At 70.3% G+C, this 20382-nt stretch carries 18 protein-coding genes; 12 read left to right on the top strand and 6 right to left on the bottom strand.

Annotated elements, in window-relative coordinates; all coding sequences use genetic code 11:
- The first annotated feature begins 15 nt into the window (after window positions 1–15).
- Together CHC08_RS19810 and CHC08_RS19805 are read left to right on the top strand one after the other, a co-directional pair.
- Complete coding sequence (locus CHC08_RS19810; RefSeq protein WP_089208812.1) at window positions 16–1029, top strand: amidohydrolase family protein; 1014 nt, start codon at window positions 16–18, stop codon at window positions 1027–1029.
- 127 nt (window positions 1030–1156) lie between these two features.
- A complete protein-coding gene (locus CHC08_RS19805; RefSeq protein WP_089208811.1) occupies window positions 1157–1675 on the top strand; it encodes a cysteine dioxygenase in 519 nt (172 codons plus the stop codon).
- 159 nt (window positions 1676–1834) lie between these two features.
- Here the strand turns inward: CHC08_RS19805 and CHC08_RS19800 are convergent, their stop codons facing one another.
- The 4 genes from CHC08_RS19800 to CHC08_RS19785 all read right to left on the bottom strand — a co-directional run bounded on the left by CHC08_RS19800 (window position 1835) and on the right by CHC08_RS19785 (window position 7657).
- Window positions 1835–2935: a glycerophosphodiester phosphodiesterase gene (locus tag CHC08_RS19800; protein ID WP_089208810.1), complete on the bottom strand. Its 1101-nt coding sequence runs from the start codon at window positions 2933–2935 to the stop codon at window positions 1835–1837.
- A 159-nt stretch (window positions 2936–3094) separates the two neighbouring features.
- Window positions 3095–4642, bottom strand: a complete 1548-nt coding sequence (locus CHC08_RS19795) for an alpha/beta hydrolase (protein ID WP_089208809.1) — start codon at window positions 4640–4642, stop codon at window positions 3095–3097.
- A 280-nt stretch (window positions 4643–4922) separates the two neighbouring features.
- The gene (locus tag CHC08_RS19790; protein ID WP_089208808.1) at window positions 4923–6146 is read right to left on the bottom strand and encodes a CynX/NimT family MFS transporter; all 1224 of its coding nucleotides are present in this window, start codon (window positions 6144–6146) and stop codon (window positions 4923–4925) included.
- A 50-nt stretch (window positions 6147–6196) separates the two neighbouring features.
- Window positions 6197–7657, bottom strand: a complete 1461-nt coding sequence (locus CHC08_RS19785) for a benzaldehyde dehydrogenase (protein WP_089208807.1) — start codon at window positions 7655–7657, stop codon at window positions 6197–6199.
- A 644-nt stretch (window positions 7658–8301) separates the two neighbouring features.
- Here CHC08_RS19785 and CHC08_RS19780 point away from each other — a divergent pair.
- The 9 genes from CHC08_RS19780 (at window position 8302) to CHC08_RS19740 (ending at window position 16230) form a co-directional block, all read left to right on the top strand.
- Window positions 8302–9102, top strand: coding sequence for a CoA transferase subunit A (locus tag CHC08_RS19780; RefSeq protein ID WP_089208806.1), 801 nt, complete (start codon window positions 8302–8304; stop codon window positions 9100–9102).
- 35 nt (window positions 9103–9137) lie between these two features.
- A complete protein-coding gene (locus CHC08_RS19775; RefSeq protein ID WP_089208856.1) occupies window positions 9138–9860 on the top strand; it encodes a CoA-transferase subunit beta in 723 nt (240 codons plus the stop codon).
- Between the two features lie 196 nt (window positions 9861–10056).
- Window positions 10057–11238 carry a thiolase family protein gene (locus CHC08_RS19770; protein ID WP_089208805.1) on the top strand — a complete coding sequence of 394 codons (1182 nt, stop codon included), beginning with the start codon at window positions 10057–10059 and terminating at the stop codon, window positions 11236–11238.
- A gap of 165 nt (window positions 11239–11403) precedes the next feature.
- The gene (gene pcaB / locus CHC08_RS19765) at window positions 11404–12738 is read left to right on the top strand and encodes a 3-carboxy-cis,cis-muconate cycloisomerase (RefSeq protein WP_089208804.1); all 1335 of its coding nucleotides are present in this window, start codon (window positions 11404–11406) and stop codon (window positions 12736–12738) included.
- A 3-nt stretch (window positions 12739–12741) separates the two neighbouring features.
- Window positions 12742–13140, top strand: coding sequence for a 4-carboxymuconolactone decarboxylase (pcaC, locus tag CHC08_RS19760; RefSeq protein WP_089208803.1), 399 nt, complete (start codon window positions 12742–12744; stop codon window positions 13138–13140).
- Window positions 13124–13927, top strand: a complete 804-nt coding sequence (locus CHC08_RS19755; protein WP_089208802.1) for an IclR family transcriptional regulator domain-containing protein — start codon at window positions 13124–13126, stop codon at window positions 13925–13927. Before pcaC ends, CHC08_RS19755 begins: the two co-directional genes overlap by 17 nt.
- Before the next feature lie 56 nt (window positions 13928–13983).
- On the top strand, window positions 13984–14976 hold the full coding sequence (locus tag CHC08_RS19750) for a LacI family DNA-binding transcriptional regulator (RefSeq protein WP_245878425.1): 993 nt from the start codon (window positions 13984–13986) through the stop codon (window positions 14974–14976).
- A gap of 162 nt (window positions 14977–15138) precedes the next feature.
- Window positions 15139–15537, top strand: coding sequence for a glutaredoxin domain-containing protein (locus tag CHC08_RS19745; RefSeq protein ID WP_245878424.1), 399 nt, complete (start codon window positions 15139–15141; stop codon window positions 15535–15537).
- An 81-nt stretch (window positions 15538–15618) separates the two neighbouring features.
- Window positions 15619–16230: an NADPH-dependent F420 reductase gene (locus CHC08_RS19740; protein WP_089208800.1), complete on the top strand. Its 612-nt coding sequence runs from the start codon at window positions 15619–15621 to the stop codon at window positions 16228–16230.
- Between the two features lie 234 nt (window positions 16231–16464).
- Here the strand turns inward: CHC08_RS19740 and CHC08_RS19735 are convergent, their stop codons facing one another.
- Window positions 16465–17853, bottom strand: a complete 1389-nt coding sequence (locus CHC08_RS19735; RefSeq protein ID WP_089208799.1) for an MFS transporter — start codon at window positions 17851–17853, stop codon at window positions 16465–16467.
- A 66-nt stretch (window positions 17854–17919) separates the two neighbouring features.
- Here CHC08_RS19735 and CHC08_RS19730 point away from each other — a divergent pair, with 66 nt between their 5' ends.
- Window positions 17920–18906 (top strand): ArsR/SmtB family transcription factor, encoded by a 987-nt coding sequence (locus tag CHC08_RS19730; RefSeq protein ID WP_089208798.1) that lies wholly within the window; start codon window positions 17920–17922, stop codon window positions 18904–18906.
- A 75-nt stretch (window positions 18907–18981) separates the two neighbouring features.
- Here CHC08_RS19730 and CHC08_RS19725 read toward each other — a convergent pair whose 3' ends face one another.
- Entirely contained in the window at window positions 18982–19758 is a 777-nt protein-coding gene (locus CHC08_RS19725; protein ID WP_089208797.1) for an AMP-binding protein, read from the bottom strand.
- Window positions 19759–20382: the final 624 nt, after the last annotated feature.

Genomic DNA, 20382 nt, shown 5'->3' with positions numbered 1-20382 from the left:
AGGGAGAGACGGAAGATGGCCATCGATGTGCACCAGCATCTGTGGGCGCCCGCATTCGTGGACGCGCTGCGGCGGCGCACGGCCTCGCCCCGTCTCGACGGCTGGACCCTCCATCTGGACGGCGAGCCTCCCTACGAGGTGAATCCCGGCGACCACGACCTCACCGGGCGGCTCGCGCTGAACGAGGGGCTCGATCTGGCCCTGGTGTCGCTGTCCAGCCCGCTCGGCATCGAGTCGCTGCCGCCCGAGGACGCCTGGCCGATCATCGACGCCTACCACGAGGACGCCCGCGCCCTGCCCGCGCCGTTCGGCGCCTGGGCGGCGACCTGCCTCAGCGTCATCGACCCGGGCAGGCTCGCCAAGACCCTCGACGAGGGAGTCGCGCGGGGAGCCGGGAACGACCCCGGCCAGGAGACGTGGCAGGAGCCCGGACCGGGAGCCGCGCGCGATCTCGGCCGAAGCTCCGGGCAGGGAGATCCCGACCGAGGCCCCGGAGAGGGATTCGCCGGGCTCCAGCTCCCCGCGACGGCTCTGCGCAACGCGGAGGACCTCGCGCGAATCGCCCCGTTGCTCGACGTACTCACCGAACGCGACCTGCCGCTCTTTGTGCACCCCGGCCCGGCCACCGACCCGGAGGGGCCCGGCTGGTGGCCCGCCGTCGTGCCGTACGTGCAGCAGATGCACGCCTCCTGGTTCGCCTTCGCCGCCTTCGGCCGCGCCCGCCACCCCGAGCTCAGGGTCTGCTTCTCGCTGCTGGCCGGGCTGGCCCCGCTCCACTCCGAGCGCCTGAAGAACCGGGGCGGCGACAGCCGGGGGCCGGTGGACCCCGGCATGTTCCTGGAGACCTCCTCCTACGGTCCCCGCGCCATCGACACGATCGTCCGCGAGCTCGGCATCGACGTCGTGGTCAGCGGTTCCGACCTGCCCTATGCCACCGCTCCGGACCCCGCGCTCGGCGACGCCGCCTGGCACGCCGTCGCGGTCACCAATCCCAGCCGTCTGCTGAACCGAAAGGAGTCGCGAAAGTGAACCAGTCCAAGGGCCGCGAGAGCTGTGCGCCTCCGGGAGGCCGGCCTACGAGCGAACGAGACAAGCCGCTTACCGCGCTCACCGCGCGGGCGAACGCGGGCTCCCAGCCCGCCGGTTGGGAGATTTCATGAGTTACGAGACCCTGCCCGCCCGCGCCCTCGACCGGCGTGAGCTGCTCGACCTGGTCAACGACCTGGCCGCCGACCCGTCCCGCTGGGCGGACCAGGTGGACTTCCCCGAAGACGGGGACCGCCACTACGCCTCCCTCTACCGGGACTCCTACGTCGACGTCTGGCTCCTGTGCTGGCGGCCCGAGGACGACACCGGCTGGCACGACCACGACATCTCCTCCGGCGCGGTCCGGGTGGTGGCCGGAACACTGCTGGAGTGCAACCCGCGCATCGGCGGCGAGCACCTGGAGTCCGTGATCACGAAGGATGAGTCCTTCTCCTTCGGCCCCGACCACATTCACCGGCTGAGCGGCGTCGAGCACGGCAGCGTCTCGATCCACGCCTACTCACCGCCACTGTGGCGTCTCGGCCAGTACTCGATCAGCGACACCGGCGTGATGCGCCGCATCTCGGTCAGCTACGCCGACGAACTCCGTCCCGTGGACGAGCTCGCGGAGATGGAAGAGGTCGCCTGACAGCGATCGGGCCGGTCTCCGTCTCCGTCGCGTATGGCTCCCGCCACAGGCGGGAGCCATACCGTTTGGTCCGGTCGACAGGGTTGACCGCCCAGGGGGCGCCCGCCGCACCACGGCGGGCGCCCCCTTCGCGCACTTGACCTTCCGGCCGGGACGTCCCTACGTGAACACGCGCTCCCTGACCGCGTTGGCCATGCCCGGGTCGTCGGCGAAGACGCCGTCCAGGCCGAGCCCGTAGAGCTTCTCCAGCCAGCCCATCACGTTGCCCGTGGCACGCGGGAAGGCGGGATTGGCCGTGTTTCCGAGCCGGAAGTCCACCGGGAGCTGGGAGTTCTCGTTCCTGACGGTCCAGGTGTGAACCTTCAGGCCGGCCCGGTGGGCGTCCTGGATGAGCGTGGTGGGGGCCACCGTGCGGCCGTCGGGGCCGAGGGGGACGATCCGCTTGGTGTCGACGCCGACGCCGTACGCGTAGCTCGCCACATCGCGCAGCCCCTCGCGGGTGACCATCGTGTCGTAGGTGCGCGGGTCTCCGGCCGCCGCCCAGTCGTACGGCGCGCCGGTGGCGTTGATCAGCTGCATCAGCGGCAGGCGGGTCTTCTTGCTGAGCTCGCGCAGGTTGCCGCTCTCGAACGACTGGATGAAGACCGGGTCGTTCCGTCCGCTCCAGCCGTTCTTGCGGAGCACCTCCAGCAGGGGCTCCTCCAGGGAGAGCCCGATGGAGTCGAAGTAGCTCGGGTGCTTGGTCTCGGGGTAGACGCCGACACCGCTCCGCCGGGCGAGCTTGACGACCTCGTCGAAGGTCGGGATCTGGGCGAGGCCGTTGAAGGCGGTGTTGTCAGGACGCAGGTCAGGGATGCGCTCCTCGGCCCTGAGCGTCCGCAGCTCGGCGAGGGTGAAGTCCTCGGTGAACCAGCCGGTGATCGCGAGGCCGTCGATGGTCTTGGTCGTACGGCGGGCCGCGAACTCGGGGTGGTTCTCGACGTCGGTGGTGCCGGAGATCTCGTTCTCGTGCCGGGCGACCAGCACGCGGTCCTTGGTCGAGACCAGGTCGGGCTCGATGTAGTCGGCACCGAGCGCGATCGCCGTCTCGTAGGAGAGCAGCGTGTGCTCGGGCCGGTGGGCGCTGGCGCCCCGGTGACCGACGACGATGGGGGCGGAACCGCGGCGGTCGGCCGTCGCGGGTTCGGGTTGCTGCAGCACAACGGCGACGGTGCCGGTCGCGAGAACGGCCAGCGTCACGCTCAGGAGCTTACGGATCATGTCAAGAACCGTAGAAGTCATAGGTAACCGTCAGGTGCCCGGCACGCAACGGGCACCGCACGCCCAGGTGTCCGAGGCATTGACCCGAGGGCCCCGCGCAAAAGAGGGGCAGCGCCCGCGGGGTGCGGGCGCTGCCGGGGAGGTGCGAGGTCGTGCAGGTCAGCTGGCGTGAACGGGGCGGCCGGTCCGGGTGAGCGGCTGCTTCCTCGCCAAGTCCGTCGCGGCGGGCGGCTGGGTCAGGTATTCGGGGGCGCAGCGGGTGCCGCGCGGTGGTGTCCTGAGCTCGATCAGGTAGGTCGCGATCTTGTCGTGCGCGCAGACGCTGTTGCGGAACTGGCCGTGCCCGACACCCTCGTACTCGAGCACCACCGATCGCGGGATCTGCCGCGCGGCCTCGTGGTTCCACGCCGCCGGGGTGCCGACGTCATGGCGGGCCGTGACCACCAGAACGGGCGGGTTGCCGCTGATAGTGAGCCGGTGCTGCGGGTTGGACACGGGGCCCTGCCAGTTGAGGCAGCTCGTCACGTCGGACCAGAACGGCGAGAGCTTCGTGTGCGGGGCGACCTTTTCGAGCTGCCGCCTGTACTGGTCGAGCTGGGAGAAGCTCCTGACGTCCCACGTCCAGTCGGAGCACCAGATGGCGGGGTAGGGGTTGCCGACCACCTCCGCCTTGGTGATGGCCGCCCTCGCCGAGGTCGAGCCGTCGGCGAGAGCCTTCAGCCAGCCGGCGGCGTCGAACCAGGTGCTCGGGTCGTACATGTAGTCGAACAGCTCCAGCCGCAGCTCCTCGGCGGAGATCGGGGTGCCGTCGGAGTCCGTCAGGTCCCCGGCCGTCGCCTTCGCGTGCAGCCCGTCCCACACGTCGACGACGTTCCGGCCGTGCAGCGCGCAGGCCTCGGTCTCACCGCACCACCTGGCGAATTCGAGGAAGCTGCCCTCGAAGTCCTCCGTCGTGGTCTTCAGGTACTGCCACGCGGAGGTGATGCTGTGGTCCATGTTGGAGTCGATCGCCATCGCACGGAGGTTCCCCGGGAACAGCTCGGCGTACTGCTGGCCGACCTGCGTGCCGTAGGAGATCGCGAAGAAGCTGATCTTGCGCTCGCCGAGTGCCACCCGGATCGCGTCGATGTCGCGGGCCGCGCTGGTGGTGTCCACGTGGTCGAACAGCGGGCCGGTCTGCTCGCGGCAGTCCTTCGACAGGTCCGCGTTGAACCGCAGGAGCGCCCGGTATTCGGCCTCGTCGGCCGGATAGGTGGTCGGCGTGCGGTTGACCAGGTCCTCGCTGCACACCGCCTGCGTGCTGCGGCCGACGCCGCGCGGATCGAGGCTGACGAGGTCGAAGTACTGCCGGATCGGATCGCTCTCCGGGATGGCCCCGTTGAGGATGAACGGACTGATCCCCGAGCCGCCGGGGCCGCCCGGGTGGACGACCAGCACGCCGATCCGCTTGGCCGGGTCCAGTGCCTTGAGCCGGCCGATCGCCAGGTCGAGGGTCGGCCCGCCCGGCTTCTTCCAGTCGATCGGCACCTTCAGGGTCGCGCACTCGCCCTTGTAGGTGGTGCCGCACTCCGCCCACTGGATCGGCGCGGAGGAGCGCGCTTGCGAGGCCGCGGCCTGCTCGACAGTCGGCTCTGCGAGGACCGGCTGGGAGAGCGGGATCGTCAGCGCGAGCGCCGTGAGAACAACGGTGAATAACCGCCTCTTCATGTGTTCCTTTCACAGTCACGTGCCGCGTGCGAGGGGGCAGCGGTAGATCAGGAACACGCGTGAATGGCTCCGGCCGCCGCCGGCGGGGCAGATGCCGCATCGCCGGTCAATGGAGGGATTCGCCTGGACCCGCCTCGCATGCATTCCCTTCTGGAGAGGGTGCTACGTGATCGTTACTGGTCGATAAGACCAAAAATCGTAATATCTACCAGCAAAAAATGATCATAGCGATGAGGCGAGGCCGATGCTGATCTTTAGCCATATCGGATGACAGGCGGTGTCATCCCAGAGGCAGCGGGTCCGCCACCGGGCTGACCTTCTCCTCCTTCTCCGCGGGAGGCGTCGGGCGCCCGGCCAGGAACCCGGCGGGCAGCTGGAGCACGCACACCCCCAGCCCGACCAGCAGCGGAAGCGTCCAGCCGCCCGAGCTCTGGTAGAGCGCGCCGATCACCAGCGGCCCCAGCGCCGCCAGCGTGTATCCGACGGACTGGGCGACGGCCGACAACGCGGTGACCGAGGCGGGATCGGGCGCGCGGAGCGCGACGATCAGCAGGGCCAGCGCGACCGAGCCGCCCTGTCCCAGGCCAAGGATGATCATCCACAGGGAGGGGGAGGCCGCGGGGGCGAGCAGGATGCCGACGTATCCGGCGATGGTGAGCAGACTCGCGACCGTCATGTACGGCACCTGAGACCGGGCTCTTCCCGCGAAGAGCGGGACCGTGAGCGTGGCGGCCATCTGTGCCAGGTGCGTCAGCCCGAGCATGTACCCCGCCTGGTCGGCGGGGAGCCCGGCGTCCTGGAAGATCGTCGGCACCCAGGCCAGCATGATGTAGAAGGTCAGCGACTGCAGGCCCATGTAGGCGGTCACGAACCAGGTCACCCGGCTGCGCAGCATCACGCGGAACGGCCTGGGCACCGCGCTCTGCGCCACGGGGCGTCGCAGCGCCTGCGGCAGCCAGAGCACCATCGCCACGACGGCCGGGATCGCGGCCATCGCCGTCACCTCGCGCCAGCCGTAACCGGTGGCATGCTCCAGCGGCACCACCAGTCCGGACATGGTGGCGGCGCCGAGCACGAGGCCCGAGACGTAGACCGAGGTGAACAGGCCGATCCGGGAGGGGAAGTGCTGCTTGACGACGCCGGGCATCGCCACGTTCATGATGCCGATCGCCGTACCGGCGACGGCCGCGCCCACGTAGAGCGCGGGGACGCTGCCCGTGCTGCGCAGCACCACCCCGGTGGCCAGGATCAGCAGTCCGGCCATGACCGTGCGGTCAAGGCCGAACCGGCGGGCCAGGAGCGGAGCGAGCGGGCCCAGCACGCCCAGGCAGATCACCATGACCGTGGTGATCGCCCCGCCCCCGGCCGCGCTCAGCCCGAGGTCGCCCATGACCTCGTCGAGCACCGGCGACATCCCGGCCAGCGCCGGTCTCAGGTTGAGCGATGCGAGCACGAATCCCACGATCAACAGAACCCGCGACAAACTGACTCTTCGCTCAGACATTGCCCAACCTTCCCACACCCCCGAAACCGCTCAGTACCTCCATAAGAGGGTCAGAAGGGGTATCTCGCGATGTCTCCCTGCATCGTCACCCACTGGGTCTCGGTGAAGGCCTCGATGTTGGCCCCGCCCCCGCCGAAACGAGAGCCGGTGCCCGACGCGCCCACCCCGCCGAACGGGGCCGTCGCCTCGTCGTCCACGGTTTGGTCGTTGATGTGGACGATCCCGGTCGGGATGAGGTCGGCCAGCGCGAGACCCTTCATCACGTCACGGGTGAGGATGCCCAGGGACAGTCCGTACTCGCTGTCGGACGCCAGCGCGGCGGCCTCCTCGACCGTGGAGAACGGCATGACCGGGGCCACCGGGCCGAACACCTCCTGGGTGTAGGCGGGAGCGCCCGCGGGAAGGTCGGCCAGCACCGTGGGCCGGTAGAACAACCCCTCGTAGGTGCCGCCCGCGGCGAGCCGCGCCCCGGCTTCGACGCTCGCGGTGACGAGGCCGTGGACCTTGTCCCGCTGACCGGCGTCGATCAGGGGGCCGAGCGCGACCTGCCCACCCATCGGGTCGCCGACCGGCAGGTGGTCGGCCTTCTCGGCGAGCCTGGCGACATACTCCTCCGCGATCGAGGCGTGCACCAGGTGCCGGCCCGTCGTCATGCAGATCTGCCCCTGGTGCAGGAACGAGCCCCAGGCTCCCGCCGAGACCGCGAGATCCAGGTCGGCGTCGTCCAGTACGATCAGCGCGCTGTTGCCGCCGAGCTCCAGGTGCGCCCGCTTGAGCAGGCGCCCGCACGCCTCTCCCACCGCCCGGCCGGCGGCGGTCGAGCCGGTGAAGGAGATCACCCGTACCAGCGGGTCGCCGACCAGTGCCTGCCCGGTCTCGGCTCCGCCGGGGAGCACGTGCAGCAGGCCCGGAGGCAGCCCCGCCTCCTCGAAGACGCGGGCGATCGCGACGCCGCCGGAGACGGCGGTGCGCGGGTCGGGCTTGAGGATCACCGCGTTGCCCACGGCGAGCGCCGGGGCGACCGAGCGGATCGCGAGAATCAGCGGGAAGTTGAACGGAGCGATCACCCCGACGACCCCCACCGGGACGCGACGTGCCAGGCTGAGCCGCTTCTTGGAAGTCGGCAGGATCTCTCCCAGCGGCTGGGAGGCCAGCGCCGCGGCCTCGTAGCACTCCTGGGCGGCGATATGCGTCTCGAGCTCCGCCTTGGGACGGACCGCCCCGGTCTCACGGACCACCCAGTCGTCGATCTCCGCCGCGTGCTCCTCGAACAGCCTCCCCGCCCGCCGGAGCACGGCCGCCCGGTCCTCGAACGAGGCCGCCGCCCACTCTCGCTGTGCCCGTACGGCCCGCACCGCCGCCGACGCCACGTCCTCGGGCCCGGCGATGCCGACCCGGCCGAGTTCCGCGCCGGTGGCCGGCTCGACGACGGCCGCGTCACCGGCCCGCGAGGTGTTCCAGCCGTCGCCGAAGACCTGTCCGGTCCATGTCTTGGCATCCATGAGCGTCATAACGGTTCCTTCTCTCAATCTGTCAGGGTTGAAAATCCGTGTCGGGAACGACCGCCACGTCGAGCAGCAGGGGCTCACCTCGCTCCGCGAGCCCCGGGATCACCTCGTCGAGCACGTCGACCAGTTCGGGGTAGGCCTCCACCCGTCGCGCCGGGCAGGCGCGGCACGGCGGTGGAACGGGTGGGCAGCGTGACGGCGAGGCGGGCGCAGGCGGCGGGGGAAGCCATGAAGGCCAGGTCGGCGGGGCTGCGGTGAACCTCGGCCGGGTCATCGGCGACGAGCGCCACGGCGGTGGGCCGGACGATCCGGGGCGGCGTGGCGAGCACGGTGTCATCCGTGCCATCTATGACACCTGCGGCATCGGCGCCATCCGTGTCACCCGCGATATCAGCGCGCCCCTCCCCGCCACTCGGTGGGGCGGCTATGGGACGACGCACAGAACCTCCCGGGGGAGACGTTAGGGAGTTGCGTTCGTCATACGCACAATGGTTCTTCGAACGAACGACATGTAACGCGGAAGTTACGCCGCGAATATCGGGTATGTCAAGGAACCATGATCGGAAAGTTGACCGCCCGGACGATGAGTAAGTATGTTCGTTCAAAGAACTTTCGTTCGCATAACGAACACATGTGAAGGGAGCCCGATGGCCACGGTGGTTCCACTCGCCGAAGCGGTGGCCGAGCTCGTGCACGACGGTGAAAGCGTGGCGATGGAGGGTTTCACCCACCTGATCCCGTACGCGGCCGGACACGAGATCATCCGGCAGGGACGCCGCGACCTCACCCTGATCAGGATGACCCCGGACCTGCTCTACGACCAGATGATCGGAATGGGCTGCGCCCGGAAACTGGTCTTCTCCTGGGGCGGAAACCCCGGGGTGGGCTCGCTGCACCGCTTCCGTGACGCGGTGCAGAACCGCTGGCCCGCTCCGCTGGAGATCGAGGAGCACAGCCACGCGGGCATCGCCAACGCCTACGTCGCCGGAGCCTCGGGACTGCCCTTCGCGGTGCTGCGCGGTTACCGGGGCACCGACCTGCCCGCGCACACCGCCACCATCAAGCCGATCACCTGCCCGTTCACCGGTGAGGAGCTCACCGCCGTCCCCGCGATCAACCCCGACGTCGCCGTCGTACACGCGCAACGCGCCGACCGGCGGGGCAACGTGCAGCTCTGGGGGATCACCGGCGTGCAGAAGGAGGCCGTTCTGGCGGCCCGGCGCTCGCTGGTCACCGTGGAGGAGCTGGTCGACGAACTGGAGCCCCGCCCCGGCGCGATCGTGCTGCCCGGCTGGGCGATCACGCACGTGTCCGAGGCCCCCGGAGGTTCCCATCCCTCCTACAGCGCCGGTTACTCCACGCGTGACAACGACTTCTATCTCGCCTGGGACGAGATCGGCCGCGACCGCGAGACCTTCGTGGCCTGGATGAAGGAGCACGTTCTGTGACGACCGACCTCGGCACCGACTACACCTCCGACGAGATGATGACGGTGGCAGCGGCCAGGCGGCTGCGCGACGGCCAGTCGTGTTTTGTCGGCATCGGCCTGCCCAGCACGGCGGCCAACCTCGCCCGCCGTACAAACGCCCCCGATCTCGTCCTCATCTACGAGTCCGGGACCATCGGCGCCAAGCCCGACCTGCCGCCCCTGTCGATCGGGGACGGCGTGCTGGCCGAGACCGCCGACGCCGTCGTCAGCGTGCCGGAGATCTTCAACTACTGGCTCCAGCCGGGCCGCATCGACGTCGGCTTCCTCGGCGCCGCCCAGATCGACCGGTTCGGCAACATCAACACGACCGTGATCGGCCCGTACGACGACCCGAAGGTGCGCCTTCCCGGCGCGGGCGGGGCTCCCGAGATCGCCGCCTCCTGCCGCGAGGTGACGGTGATCGTACGGCAGAGCCGCCGCGCGTTCGTCGAGCGCGTGGACTTCGTCACCTCGGTCGGCTTCGGTTCCGGACCGGGCGACAGGGAACGCCTCGGCCTGCGGGGCAGCGGTCCCCGTACGGTCATCACCGACCTGGGGATCCTGGAGCCCGACCCGGTCGGCTGCGAGCTGGTCCTCACCCATCTGCACCCCGGCGTCACCCTCGACCAGGCCCGCGCCGCCACCGGCTGGGAACTGGCCGCCGCCCCCGACCTGCGCGAGACCGAGCCTCCGACCCCCGACGAGCTCGCCGCCCTGCGCAGGCTCACCGGGAGGTGACCATGAAACGGCCTCGCTCAGAAGCCATCGTGCGGCCCCACCCCGAGGCGACCATGGAACGGCCTCATCCCGAAGCGACCGTGAGACGGCCTCTTCCCGGGGCGACCGTGAGATGGCGTCCCGTCTTTCTCGCGGCTTCTCTCCCGGTCACGAGGTTCGCCAGACACCGGCACCCGTCGGACAGGAGTTTCAGATCATGAACGACGTTTTTGTCCTCGACGCGGTCCGCACGCCCATCGGCCGGTACGGCGGGGCGCTGTCGGGCGTCCGCCCCGACGACCTGGCCGCGCACGTGGTCCGCGCGCTGGCGGACCGCTCCCCCGATCTCGACCCCGCCGCGATCGAGGACGTGTTCTTCGGCGCGGCCAACGGCGCGGGCGAGGACAACCGCGACGTCGCGCGGATGGCCGTCCTGCTCGCCGGGCTGCCGGTGACGGTGCCGGGCACGACCGTCAACCGGCTGTGCGGTTCCGGCCTGGAGGCGGCGATCGCCGCCTCGCGCGCCGTGGCCGTGGGAGACGCGTCCCTGGTGATCGCCGGCGGTTCGGAGTCGATGAGCCGGGCGCCCTGGGTGATGCCCAAACCGGGCCGGGCCTTCGAGCGGGGACCGCAGACCCTGCACGACACGTCCCTCGGCTGGCGCATGGTCAACCCCCGGATGCCCGCCGAGTGGACGATCCCCCTGGGCGAGTGCGCGGAGATCCTGGCCGAGCGCTACGAGATCAGCCGCGAGGCCCAGGACCGGTTCGCCCTGCGCAGCCATCGGCTCGCGGCCGCGGCCTGGGAGCGCGGCGTCTTCGGCGACGAGGTGGTCCCGCTCGATGCCCTCGACCACGACGAGTCCGTCAGGGCCGACTCCAGCGCGGAGTCCCTCGCCAAGCTGAAGCCGGTCTTCCGTTCCGGTGGCACCGTCACGGCGGGCAACTCCTCCCCGCTCAACGACGGCGCCAGTGCCCTGCTCATCGGCGACGAGGCGGGGGCCGCCCGGTCCGGCCACGCTCCTCTGGCCAGGATCGTGGCCCGCGCGGTGGTCGGTATCGAGCCGCAGCTGTTCGGCATCGGACCGGTCGAAGCCGCCCGCACGGCGCTCAAGCGCGCGGGCATCACCTGGTCCGACCTGAGCGCGGTCGAGCTCAACGAGGCCTTCGCCGCCCAGTCCCTGGCCTGCCTCGCCGAGTGGCCCGACCTCGATCCCGAGATCGTCAACGTCAACGGCGGCGCGATCGCCCTCGGCCATCCGCTCGGCTCCTCGGGCGCGCGCATCCTGGGCACCCTCGCCCACGAGCTGCGCCGCAGAGGCGGCGGGTACGGCCTGGCCGCCATCTGCATCGGGGTGGGCCAGGGACTCGCCGTCGTCCTTGAGGGAACCGGATCCTGACCGCGTGACAGTCTGTCGTCAGGGCATCCGGATGGCTCCGGCGTCCAAGGCGCCCCCGGTGTTTTGGAGGTCCCCGGCATTGCCGATGCCTCGGACGGCTCAGACGTCTTCGGGGCCTCGGGCACCTTGGAAAATGCGAGTTATTCGAAGTATTCGGAGGTGAGCATGACCGCTTCGACGACCGGTGGGCTGTTCTCCGGGACGTTCGCCAGGGGTGGGGCCGCGCCCGAGGTGTCGGACGCGGCGTGGCTGGCCGCGATGCTGGACGTCGAGGCCGCGCTGGCAGGCGCCCAGGCGGCGATCGGCCTGGTCCCCGCCGAGGTGGCCGCCGAGGTGGAGGATGCCTGCCAGCCCGAGTTCTTCGACATCGCGGAGCTGGGCGGCGACGCGGCTCAGTCGGGAAACCCCGTGATCCCCCTCGTCGCCGCCCTGCGCGAGCGGGTCAAGCCCGAGCTTCGGCGGTTCGTGCACTACGGCGCCACCAGTCAGGACATCAACGACACGGCGTCGATGCTGATCGCCTGCCGCGCCCTGGTGCCGATCCTGGCCGACCTGTCCGCCTGCGCCGACGCGTGCGCACGGCTGGCCGGCGAGCACCGCGGCACCGTCATGGCCGGGCGCACGGTCCTGCAGCACGCCGTACCCGTCACCTTCGGGCTCAAGGCCGCGGGCTGGATGAGCGCGCTGGACCACTCGCGGGCCGGCCTGTCGGAGTTGCGCCTGCCCGTCCAGTACGGCGGAGCGGCGGGCACCCTGTCCGTCCTGGGCGACCGGGGCCACGAGGTGCTCCCCCGCCTCGCGGCCGAGCTCGGCCTGGCCGACCCGGTCATCCCCTGGCACACCGACAGGACTCCGGTGGCCCGGCTGGCCTGCGCCCTCGGCATGGCCTCCGGGACGCTCGGCAAGATCGCGACCGATGTGAAGCTGCTGACCCAGACCGAGGTGGGAGAGGCGGCCGAGCCCACGGCGCCCGGCCGCGGCAACTCCAGCGCCATGCCGCACAAGCGCAATCCGGTGGGCGCGATGTCCGTGCTCGCCTGCGTCCAGCGCGTCCCCGGGCTGGTGGCCTCGGTGCTCGGCGGCATGCTCCAGGAGCACGAGCGCGCGGCCGGCCCCTGGCAGGCCGAGTGGGAGACGCTGGGCGAGCTGCTCCGGCTCACCGGCAGCGCCGCCTCCTGGCTCCGCGAGGTGCTGGAGGGCCTGACCGTGGACGCCTCGCGGATGCGTGCCAACCTCGACGCGACGCGAGGGCTGATGATGGCCGAGCACGTCGTGGCCCGGCTCGGCGGCACGTCACAGGCCCGGGGGCTGGTGGACGCCGTCTGCGCCCGCGCGGCCGACGAGGGCCTGTCGCTGCGGGAGGCCATGCTCGCGGACCCCGGCGTGGATCTGACCCCGGAGGAGGTCGACGCCGCCCTGGACCCGGCGGCCTACCTCGGCTCCGCCCCGACCTTCGTCGACCGGGCGCTCGACGCCCACCCGAACGCAACAAGGAGCTGAAAGATGGACGTGTGGAAGGCCGGAGACGCGACGCGCCGGGCCGTACTGAGCGATGAGCACGTGGATCGCGCCGCCGCGGGCGCCACACCGTTCACCGCGGACTTCCAGGAGTTCATCACCAAATACGCCTGGGGAGAGATCTGGACCCGCCCCGGCCTGGACCGGCGGACCCGCAGCTGCATCACCCTCGCCATGCTGGCCGCGCTCGGGCACGAACACGAGCTGGCCATGCATGTGCGGGCGGCGCGCCGCATCGGCCTCACCGAGGACGAGATCAAGGAAGTGCTGCTGCAGACCGCGATCTACGCGGGTGTGCCGGCGGCCAATCGGGCGTTCGCGGTGGCGCAGGCGGCGCTAGAGTTCGACCGGAATGAGGAGGACCGGAATGGTCGAACCGGTTGATCGTGGCTCCGACCACGTGCAGTCCCTGGCCCGCGGGCTCTCCGTCATCAGGGCGTTCAGCGCGACCAGCCCCGAACTCACGCTCAGCGAGGTCGCCCGCGCGACCGATCTGACCCGCGCGGCGGCCCGGCGGTTCCTGCTGACGCTCGTCGACCTCGGTTACGTCAGGACCGACGGGCGGCTGTTCGCGCTCTCCCCGCGCGTGCTGGACCTGGGCTACGCCTACCTGTCCAGCCTCTCCCTGCCCGAGGTCGCCGAGCCGCATCTCGAACGGCTCGTCGCCGAGGTGCACGAGTCGGCGTCCGTGGCCGTGCTCGACGGCGAGGACGTCGTCTACGTGGCCCGGGTGGCCACCAGCCGGATCATGCGGGTGACCATCAACATCGGCACCCGCTTCCCGGCCCACTGCACCTCGATGGGCAGGGTGCTGCTGGCCTGGATGCCCCCGGACGACCTCGACGCCTATCTGGAACACGCCGAGCTGCGCAGGCTGACCTCCCACACCGTCACCTCGCCCTCCATCCTCCGGACCGAGCTCGACAGGATCCGCTCCCAGGGCTGGGCGATGGTCGACCAGGAGCTGGAAGAGGGGCTGCGCTCGATCGCCGTGCCCCTGCGGGAGCGTTCGGGGCGGGTGACCGCCGCGATGAACATCTCCTCCCACGCGAGCCGTACGACCGTCGAGTCGGCCCGCCGCGACCTGCTGCCGCCGCTGCTCGCCGCGGCCGCGCGGGTCGAGGCGGACCTCCATTCGATGGGTACGACCGGCACCGCGCTCTCCCGTTGACGCACCGAGATGATGACAACGTTGTCGACGAGCCGATACTGAGAAATGATCGACCCGTGACAGACAGTGCGCGCGGGCGTCCCACCATGAAGGACGTCGCGGCGGCGGCCGAGGTGGCGCTCAAGACCGTCTCCCGGGTCGTCAACGAGGAGCCGGGAGTCAACGCCGCCACGGCCGCGCGGGTCGTGGCCGCCATCGAACGGCTCGGCTACCGGCGCAACGAGAGTGCCCGGGTGCTCAGAAAGGGCCGGACGGCGAGCATCGGCCTGGTGATCGAGGACGTGGCCGACCCGTTCTACTCCGGAATCAGCCGCGCGGTCGAGGACGTGGCACTCCGGAACGGCTCCCTGGTGCTGAGCGGCTCCACGGGGAAGGAGCCCGAGCGCGAGCGGGGACTGGTCCTGACCTTCTGCTCCCGGCGGGTGGACGGTCTGATCATCGTGCCGACCGGGTCCGACCACGAATACCTGCTGCCCGAACTCGACGCGGGCATCGCCGCCGTCTTCGTCGACCGGCCCGGTGGGCTGGACGTGGACACCGTGCTGTCCGACAACTCCGGCGGCGCGCGCACGGGAGTGACCCACCTGATCCGGCACGGCCACCGGCGCATCGCCTACGTCGGCGACAGCGCGTCCATCTTCACCGCCACCGAGCGCCTGTACGGCTACCGCCATGCCCTCCGGGACGCGGGTCTCCCCTACGACGAGTCCCTGGTCGCCACGGGTCCCGCGGAGCAGGCCGGAACCGCGCTGACCGGGATGCTCTCCTTCGACGACCCGCCCACGGCGGTGTTCACCGGCAACAGCCGGATCACCGTGGCCGTGCTGCGCACGGGACACCGCCTGCCCATGGTCGCCTTCGACGACTTCGAACTGGCCGACCTCCTGGTGCCCGGCGTGACCGTGGTGGCCCAGGACCCGGTGAGACTCGGCAGCACCGCGGCCGAACTGCTCTTCCGCCGTCTCGCCGGTGAGCTGGGCACCCCCGAGCGGATCGAGCTGCCGACCCGTCTCATCCCCCGGGGATCGGGAGAGCTCCGGCCCTCGTGAGCACGGCACGCGGTCCCGGGGCCTCCGGCTCCGCGGCGATCACGGTTGCACACCTCGGGACTTCAGGTGGCAGGGGAAGACGCGGCGAGGAGAGCCGACAGGGAGGCACCCACGGCCGGTGGCCCAGAACCTTGGGGTATTTTCTCCCATATAGTCACTTAAGTGATCTCTGACGTGCTTTCCACGATCGCGATCTCCTTTCTCGTCCTCTACGCGATATGGATGATCGTTGCGAACCTGCCTCGCAGGGGCCGGTCCAGAACGTCCCTCACGCAGAAGGATCGCGAAGGCGTGGTCGTGTACTGGCGCCCCGGCTGTAAGTACTGCATGCGCCTGCGCACGCGTCTGCGCTTCACGCGCCTGCAGTACGTCGAGGTGAACATCTGGAGAGATGCCGAGGCCGCGGCGTTCGTCCGCTCGGTCGCGGGCGGGAACGAGACCGTGCCGACCGTGACCGTGGCCGGAAACGCCATGGTGAACCCGTCGAAGAGTCAGCTGCTGGAAGCGGTTGCAACGCATGCCTCGCGCCTACCGCCGTCGACCGAAGTCGGGGATAGATGATCGTTTCCTGGAGAGTCTCCAGGGGATGAGAGTCGGCACCACCCTGTCCAGGGTCGTCCGCGACAGAGAAAGGCACTCTTCATGCGTATCGAAACCTTCGGAGTCATCGGCGCCGGAGCCATCGCCCAGGCCGTCGCCCGGCACGCGCTCAACGTCGGCCACAAGGTCACCCTCAGCAACAGTCGCGGGCCCGAGACGCTTGAGCCGCTCATCCACGACCTCGGCCCCGGCGCGTCCGCCGGCACCATCGCCGAGGCGGCCCAGGCCGACGCCGTGCTGCTCGCCGTACCGTGGCCGCACATCCCCCAGGCCCTGTCCGGCCTGCCGCCGTGGGACGGTCGCATCCTCATCGACGCCACCAACCACTTCCTCACCGGACCGCCCGAGTTCGAGGTCGCCGACCTGGGCGAGCGGACCGGCAGCGAGGTCGTGGCCGGCCTGGCTCCCGGCGCCCATGTGATCAAGGCGTTCAACACGCTCTACGCCCAGCACATCGCGGCCGACCCCCGGCACGAGGCGGGCCGCCGGGTACTGTTCCTGGCCGGTGACGACGCCGCCGCGGCGACCGCCTTCGCGGAGTGGGCGGACGGGCTGGGGTTCGCCCCGGTCAACGTGGGCGACCTGCGCACCGGCGGACGCCTGATGCAGCTGGGCGGCTCCTTGTCGTCTCTGCACCTGCTCAAGCAGGGCTGACAGCGCTTTCACGATCTGCCATGGCCGATCTCAGCACGCGCAAGGCCCTCTCGTCCTGGGCGGTGTCGCCGGCATCGGCAGGGCCACACCGCCTTGCCGGTCCGCCGGAGAGCCTCGACGGCCGCACCGGCATCGCCCGCACGGCGGTGCGCGCGGCGAATCACATGACGCGCATGCTGTCGGACAGGCGAGGAGGCCCGTCAGGAGAGCCCCGGCCGTATAGAGAGGGGCCCGTCAGGAGGGCTCCGGCCGTAGAGATCTGTGCAGGGCGAGGGAGCAGAGGACGATCGCGACGCCTGCGAGGACGATCGCCATGTGCGGGGAGGTCAGCTCGGCGGCCCCGCCCACCAGGGCCGCGCCCAGCGCCTGGCCCGTCATCATCCCCGCCGAGGACAGGCCGAAGGCCTGGCCCCTGAACGGCTCGGCCACCGCCTCCACGAACCTCCGCTGCAACCCGAGCTCGTAGGAACTCCCCGCCGTCGCGAGCAGCATGAGCAGCGCGGCCCCCCAGAACTCCGGTTGGACGACAAACGCGAGCAGGGGAATGCCCGCCGCCACCGCGAGCGGCAATGCCAGCCGCTCCCTGCCTGCGGGCGAGACCAACCGGCCGACGGCGAGGTTTCCGGCCGCCAGGCCCACGGATGAGGCGGCGAGCGCGATCCCCGCGGTGCCTCCCAGATAGGGGACCAGCATCGCCTCGGCACCCGTCACGAACGATATCGGCAGCCACTGTGCGAGGAGCAGGCCGCGCACCCGCGCGTCCATCATCAGGGTCCGGTTGACTCTCAGGGTCTCCCGTACGGCGCCGCCCCTCGCGTCCTCGGTTGGAAAATCCCCGCCCTCCACGTCCTGAGCGGGGAAGCCGCCCGTCCCCGCGCTTCCGACGGAAAAGCCGTCCCCCGCACCCTGGACGGGGAAGCCGCCGTCTCCCGCGTCCTGGACGGGGAAGCCGCCGACCTTCGCGTTCCGGACGGGGAGGTCGCCGGCTTTCGCGTCCTGGCCGGGGAAGCCGCCGGCCTTCGAGTTCCGGGCGGGGAAGTCGGGCAGGCCGAAGCGCAGCACCACGACGGCCACCGCGGACAGCGCGGCGGTGACGGCCAGTGCCCCCGCTGGACCGGTGGCGGCGAGAATGCCGCCGCCCACGGCCAGCCCGCCGATCTGCGACCCGGCGGCCATCAGGGACAGCACTGACCTGCCCAGCACAAACGCATCACCCGGCAGCAGATCGGGCAGGAGGGCGCTGCGGGCCGCCCCGAAGACCGGCGAGAACAGCCCCGTGGCCAGGACCAGCGCGAGCAGCGCCCAGACGGGCAGCCCGGCGAAGGCCATCAGCAGGCAGGTCACCACCCTGAGCAGCTCACCGACGATCATCAGTATGCGCGGCCGGATCCGGTCGGCCAGCGAGAGCAGGAACGTCCCGCCGACGATGTAGGGCAGGAAGCCCAGCGTGTAGGTCGCCGCCGACAGGCCCGGCGAGCCGGTCCGCGCGTAGACCAGTGCCGACAGGGCCAGCATCTTGACCTGGTCACCGGTCACGAGAAGGGCGAAACTTCCGAACAGGACCCGGAACTCCCGGTTCGCGAAGACCTCCGTGTAGGTCGCACCGCGCTCTTGTGTGGTCATGGGCACGATGCTGGAGGTGACCGGAACGGCTGGCTAAGCTTTCGGATATATCCGAAAGGTCGTCAGTTGGTCTACCGCATCGAGGTCACTCCGCAGGACGTCATGGCCAGCAGGTTCGCCATCTCCCCGCTCATCGTGACCAAGCACGCGCTCTGGATCCTGTCCGGGAAGAAGAAGGCCGGAGAGTGGCAGGCGTGGGCGGGCCGGATGCGGGGACCGTACGAGAGGCTACTGCTCACGCACCCGGGGCTGGGTGCCATGGTGGCGCTGTTCCGTGAGAGGAACTACAACGCCGACTTCCCCGCGCCGCCGCCGACCGGGGTGAACAGCCCGTTCGAGACGGAGCTCGCGGTGGTGCGCGCCACCCCGGTGGCGCAGGCACACGAAGAGATCGCCAAAAACCTGGAGGGGATGCCGCGTCCCAATGAGCCCGTCAGGGACGTGCTGTTCTCCCCCGACGTCGTGGAGCTGTTCGCCGAGGCGCTCAGCGCGGTGTGGGAGGAGATCGTCGCCCCCGCGTGGCCACGCTTCCACGCGATCCTGGAACGGGACGTGGTCCACCGAGCCGGCCGCCTGGCGACCTACGGCTGGGCGGCGGCGCTCGACGATCTCAACCCGCGGATCCGGTGGCGTCCCGACGGCGTCATCGAGGTGCGTGCGAAGAGTCCGGACGAGACCCATCGGCTCGACGGGCGCGGGCTGCTCTTCGTGCCGACCGTGTTCCCCGCGGGGGTGGGCTCCTACCTGGAGGACCGCTGGCCGTACGCGATCAGCTATCCGGCCCGGGGCACCGGGATTCCCCACGAGACGCCGGACGGCCTGGCCGGGCTGATCGGCAGGACCAGGACCCTGGTCCTGCTGGAGCTGGCGACCCCAGCGACCACCACGCAGCTCGTCAGCCTGCTTGAGCTGGGTCTCGGGACCGTGGGCGGCCACATCACCGCCCTGCGCAGAGCGGGTCTGGTCACCGGGAGCCGCACCGGTCGCGGTGTCCTGTATCACCGCACGGCACTGGGTGACTCCCTGGTCGACCCCTCGGGACTCCGGCCATGAGACCGCGTGTGTCGACGCCTATACGCTGGATGGAGCCGTGACGGTGATCGATCATGAGATCGCGTGTGCCGGCGCCTACACACGCTGGATGGAGCCGTCGGACAGGGCCATGACGGTGATGCCGAAGTCCTGAATGGTCGCCGACAGCTCGGCGGACGAGAGGCCGGGGGCCACGACGACCAGGGCGCCGTGCATCAGTGCCAGCCCGATCAGAGTCGTCATGGCGAGGCTGCACACCAGGGGCCAGGTCACCAGGAGAACGTCCGACTTCTCCAGCGCGGCGACCCTGTCGAGGGCGTGCATCCGCATGATCAGGTCCTGGTGGGTGAGCACGCCCCCGTCATCGGTCAGCAGGGCGGGCTGAACGGCCGGGTCGAGGAAGGGTAGCGGGACGGATTCGAGCAGCAGCAGGTCGGCGAAGTCGACGGTGTCACGGGCCTGTCCGAACGCGATCACCTGCCGGACCCGGGAGTCCTCGGCGGCCTGCAGCGACGACTCCGCGAGACGAGGAGTGGTGATGAGCAGCCGCGCGTCCCACTCGGCCAGCAGCTCGCCCATCTCCCCGCTCCCGGGGACGATGGGCGCCGCCACGCCGCCCGCCGCGATGACGGTGTGCACCGCCAGGGTCTGGGCGGCGGCGTTGTCCACGTGGATTCCCGCCACCTGGCGCCGCCTCGCCCCCCGTCTGACCAGGCCGGAGGCTCCCCGCGTCACCTCGCCGGCCAGCCGGCGATAGCCGTACACCACTCCGGCGCCGAGATCGATCAGTGCGGGCCGATCACCCCGCCCGTGTGCGCAACCGAACACCGCCTCGGTCACAGTGCACTGGATGGACTGGGGGGTCGGTCTCATTTCGCTGACAGTAGAGTCAGCCTCTTCCCTCGGGCATCGACAAATGTATGTAGATGACTGTGTATTCAACGTCGTACCTCCAGGTAACACGGCCTTTCCGGGGAGGCATGGGTTTCGAGAAGGGACCCCGCTTTGAGGAGAATCGGATTCTAGGCAGAAATCTTCGAAGAGAGAGGGTTTAAAGACATTCAAGGAGTGGGTTTCACACAACGCGAGTTCCAGGCAGGAAAGGGCTCGGGGATGAGGAGTTCCGGGCGAATACAGGATTTCAGGGAACGACGCCCCCGGGACGGGCGGGCTCGAGCCCTGCGCGGCTCGAGCCCGCTGTCGCGTGGCCCATGGCCCTAAGTCCCCACCCCTCCGAGGAGACCTCGGCCGTCGGGAGGGACACGCGACGCTCCCTTATGCTCGGCCGAGACACCCGGGATGGTGTGAGCCCTCATACGGACCGCCTTCATGGTCGGCAGTCCGCGGAGGGCTGGACGTCATCGGTCGAACACGAGGAAAATGTATGGCGAGCGGTGTGCCCGGCACATGCTCCGGACTGCGTATCCGGAGGTGTATCTCCGTGACCGCCGATATGTAGTCCCGGTGTGTAGACGTTCCCCGCCCCAGGCGCGCCCC

The sequence above is a fragment of the Streptosporangium subroseum genome, from assembly GCF_900188345.1.
GTDB lineage: Bacteria > Actinomycetota > Actinomycetes > Streptosporangiales > Streptosporangiaceae > Streptosporangium > Streptosporangium subroseum.
The sequence above is the reverse complement of the archived record's forward strand: the minus strand, read 5'-3'. Positions and strand labels throughout refer to the sequence as shown.

Excerpts from the sequence above, each read along its gene's own strand:
- CHC08_RS19810 (WP_089208812.1), top strand. The coding sequence starts at position 16 with ATGGCCATCGATGTGCACCAGCATCTGTGGGCGCCCGCATTCGTGGAC.
- CHC08_RS19805 (WP_089208811.1), top strand. The coding sequence starts at position 1,157 with ATGAGTTACGAGACCCTGCCCGCCCGCGCCCTCGACCGGCGTGAGCTG.
- CHC08_RS19800 (WP_089208810.1), bottom strand. The coding sequence starts at position 2,935 with ATGATCCGTAAGCTCCTGAGCGTGACGCTGGCCGTTCTCGCGACCGGC.
- CHC08_RS19795 (WP_089208809.1), bottom strand. The coding sequence starts at position 4,642 with ATGAAGAGGCGGTTATTCACCGTTGTTCTCACGGCGCTCGCGCTGACG.
- CHC08_RS19790 (WP_089208808.1), bottom strand. The coding sequence starts at position 6,146 with ATGTCTGAGCGAAGAGTCAGTTTGTCGCGGGTTCTGTTGATCGTGGGA.
- CHC08_RS19785 (WP_089208807.1), bottom strand. The coding sequence starts at position 7,657 with ATGACGCTCATGGATGCCAAGACATGGACCGGACAGGTCTTCGGCGAC.
- CHC08_RS19780 (WP_089208806.1), top strand. The coding sequence starts at position 8,302 with ATGGCCACGGTGGTTCCACTCGCCGAAGCGGTGGCCGAGCTCGTGCAC.
- CHC08_RS19775 (WP_089208856.1), top strand. The coding sequence starts at position 9,138 with ATGATGACGGTGGCAGCGGCCAGGCGGCTGCGCGACGGCCAGTCGTGT.
- CHC08_RS19770 (WP_089208805.1), top strand. The coding sequence starts at position 10,057 with ATGAACGACGTTTTTGTCCTCGACGCGGTCCGCACGCCCATCGGCCGG.
- pcaB (WP_089208804.1), top strand. The coding sequence starts at position 11,404 with ATGACCGCTTCGACGACCGGTGGGCTGTTCTCCGGGACGTTCGCCAGG.
- pcaC (WP_089208803.1), top strand. The coding sequence starts at position 12,742 with ATGGACGTGTGGAAGGCCGGAGACGCGACGCGCCGGGCCGTACTGAGC.
- CHC08_RS19755 (WP_089208802.1), top strand. The coding sequence starts at position 13,124 with ATGGTCGAACCGGTTGATCGTGGCTCCGACCACGTGCAGTCCCTGGCC.
- CHC08_RS19740 (WP_089208800.1), top strand. The coding sequence starts at position 15,619 with ATGCGTATCGAAACCTTCGGAGTCATCGGCGCCGGAGCCATCGCCCAG.
- CHC08_RS19735 (WP_089208799.1), bottom strand. The coding sequence starts at position 17,853 with ATGACCACACAAGAGCGCGGTGCGACCTACACGGAGGTCTTCGCGAAC.
- CHC08_RS19725 (WP_089208797.1), bottom strand. The coding sequence starts at position 19,758 with ATGAGACCGACCCCCCAGTCCATCCAGTGCACTGTGACCGAGGCGGTG.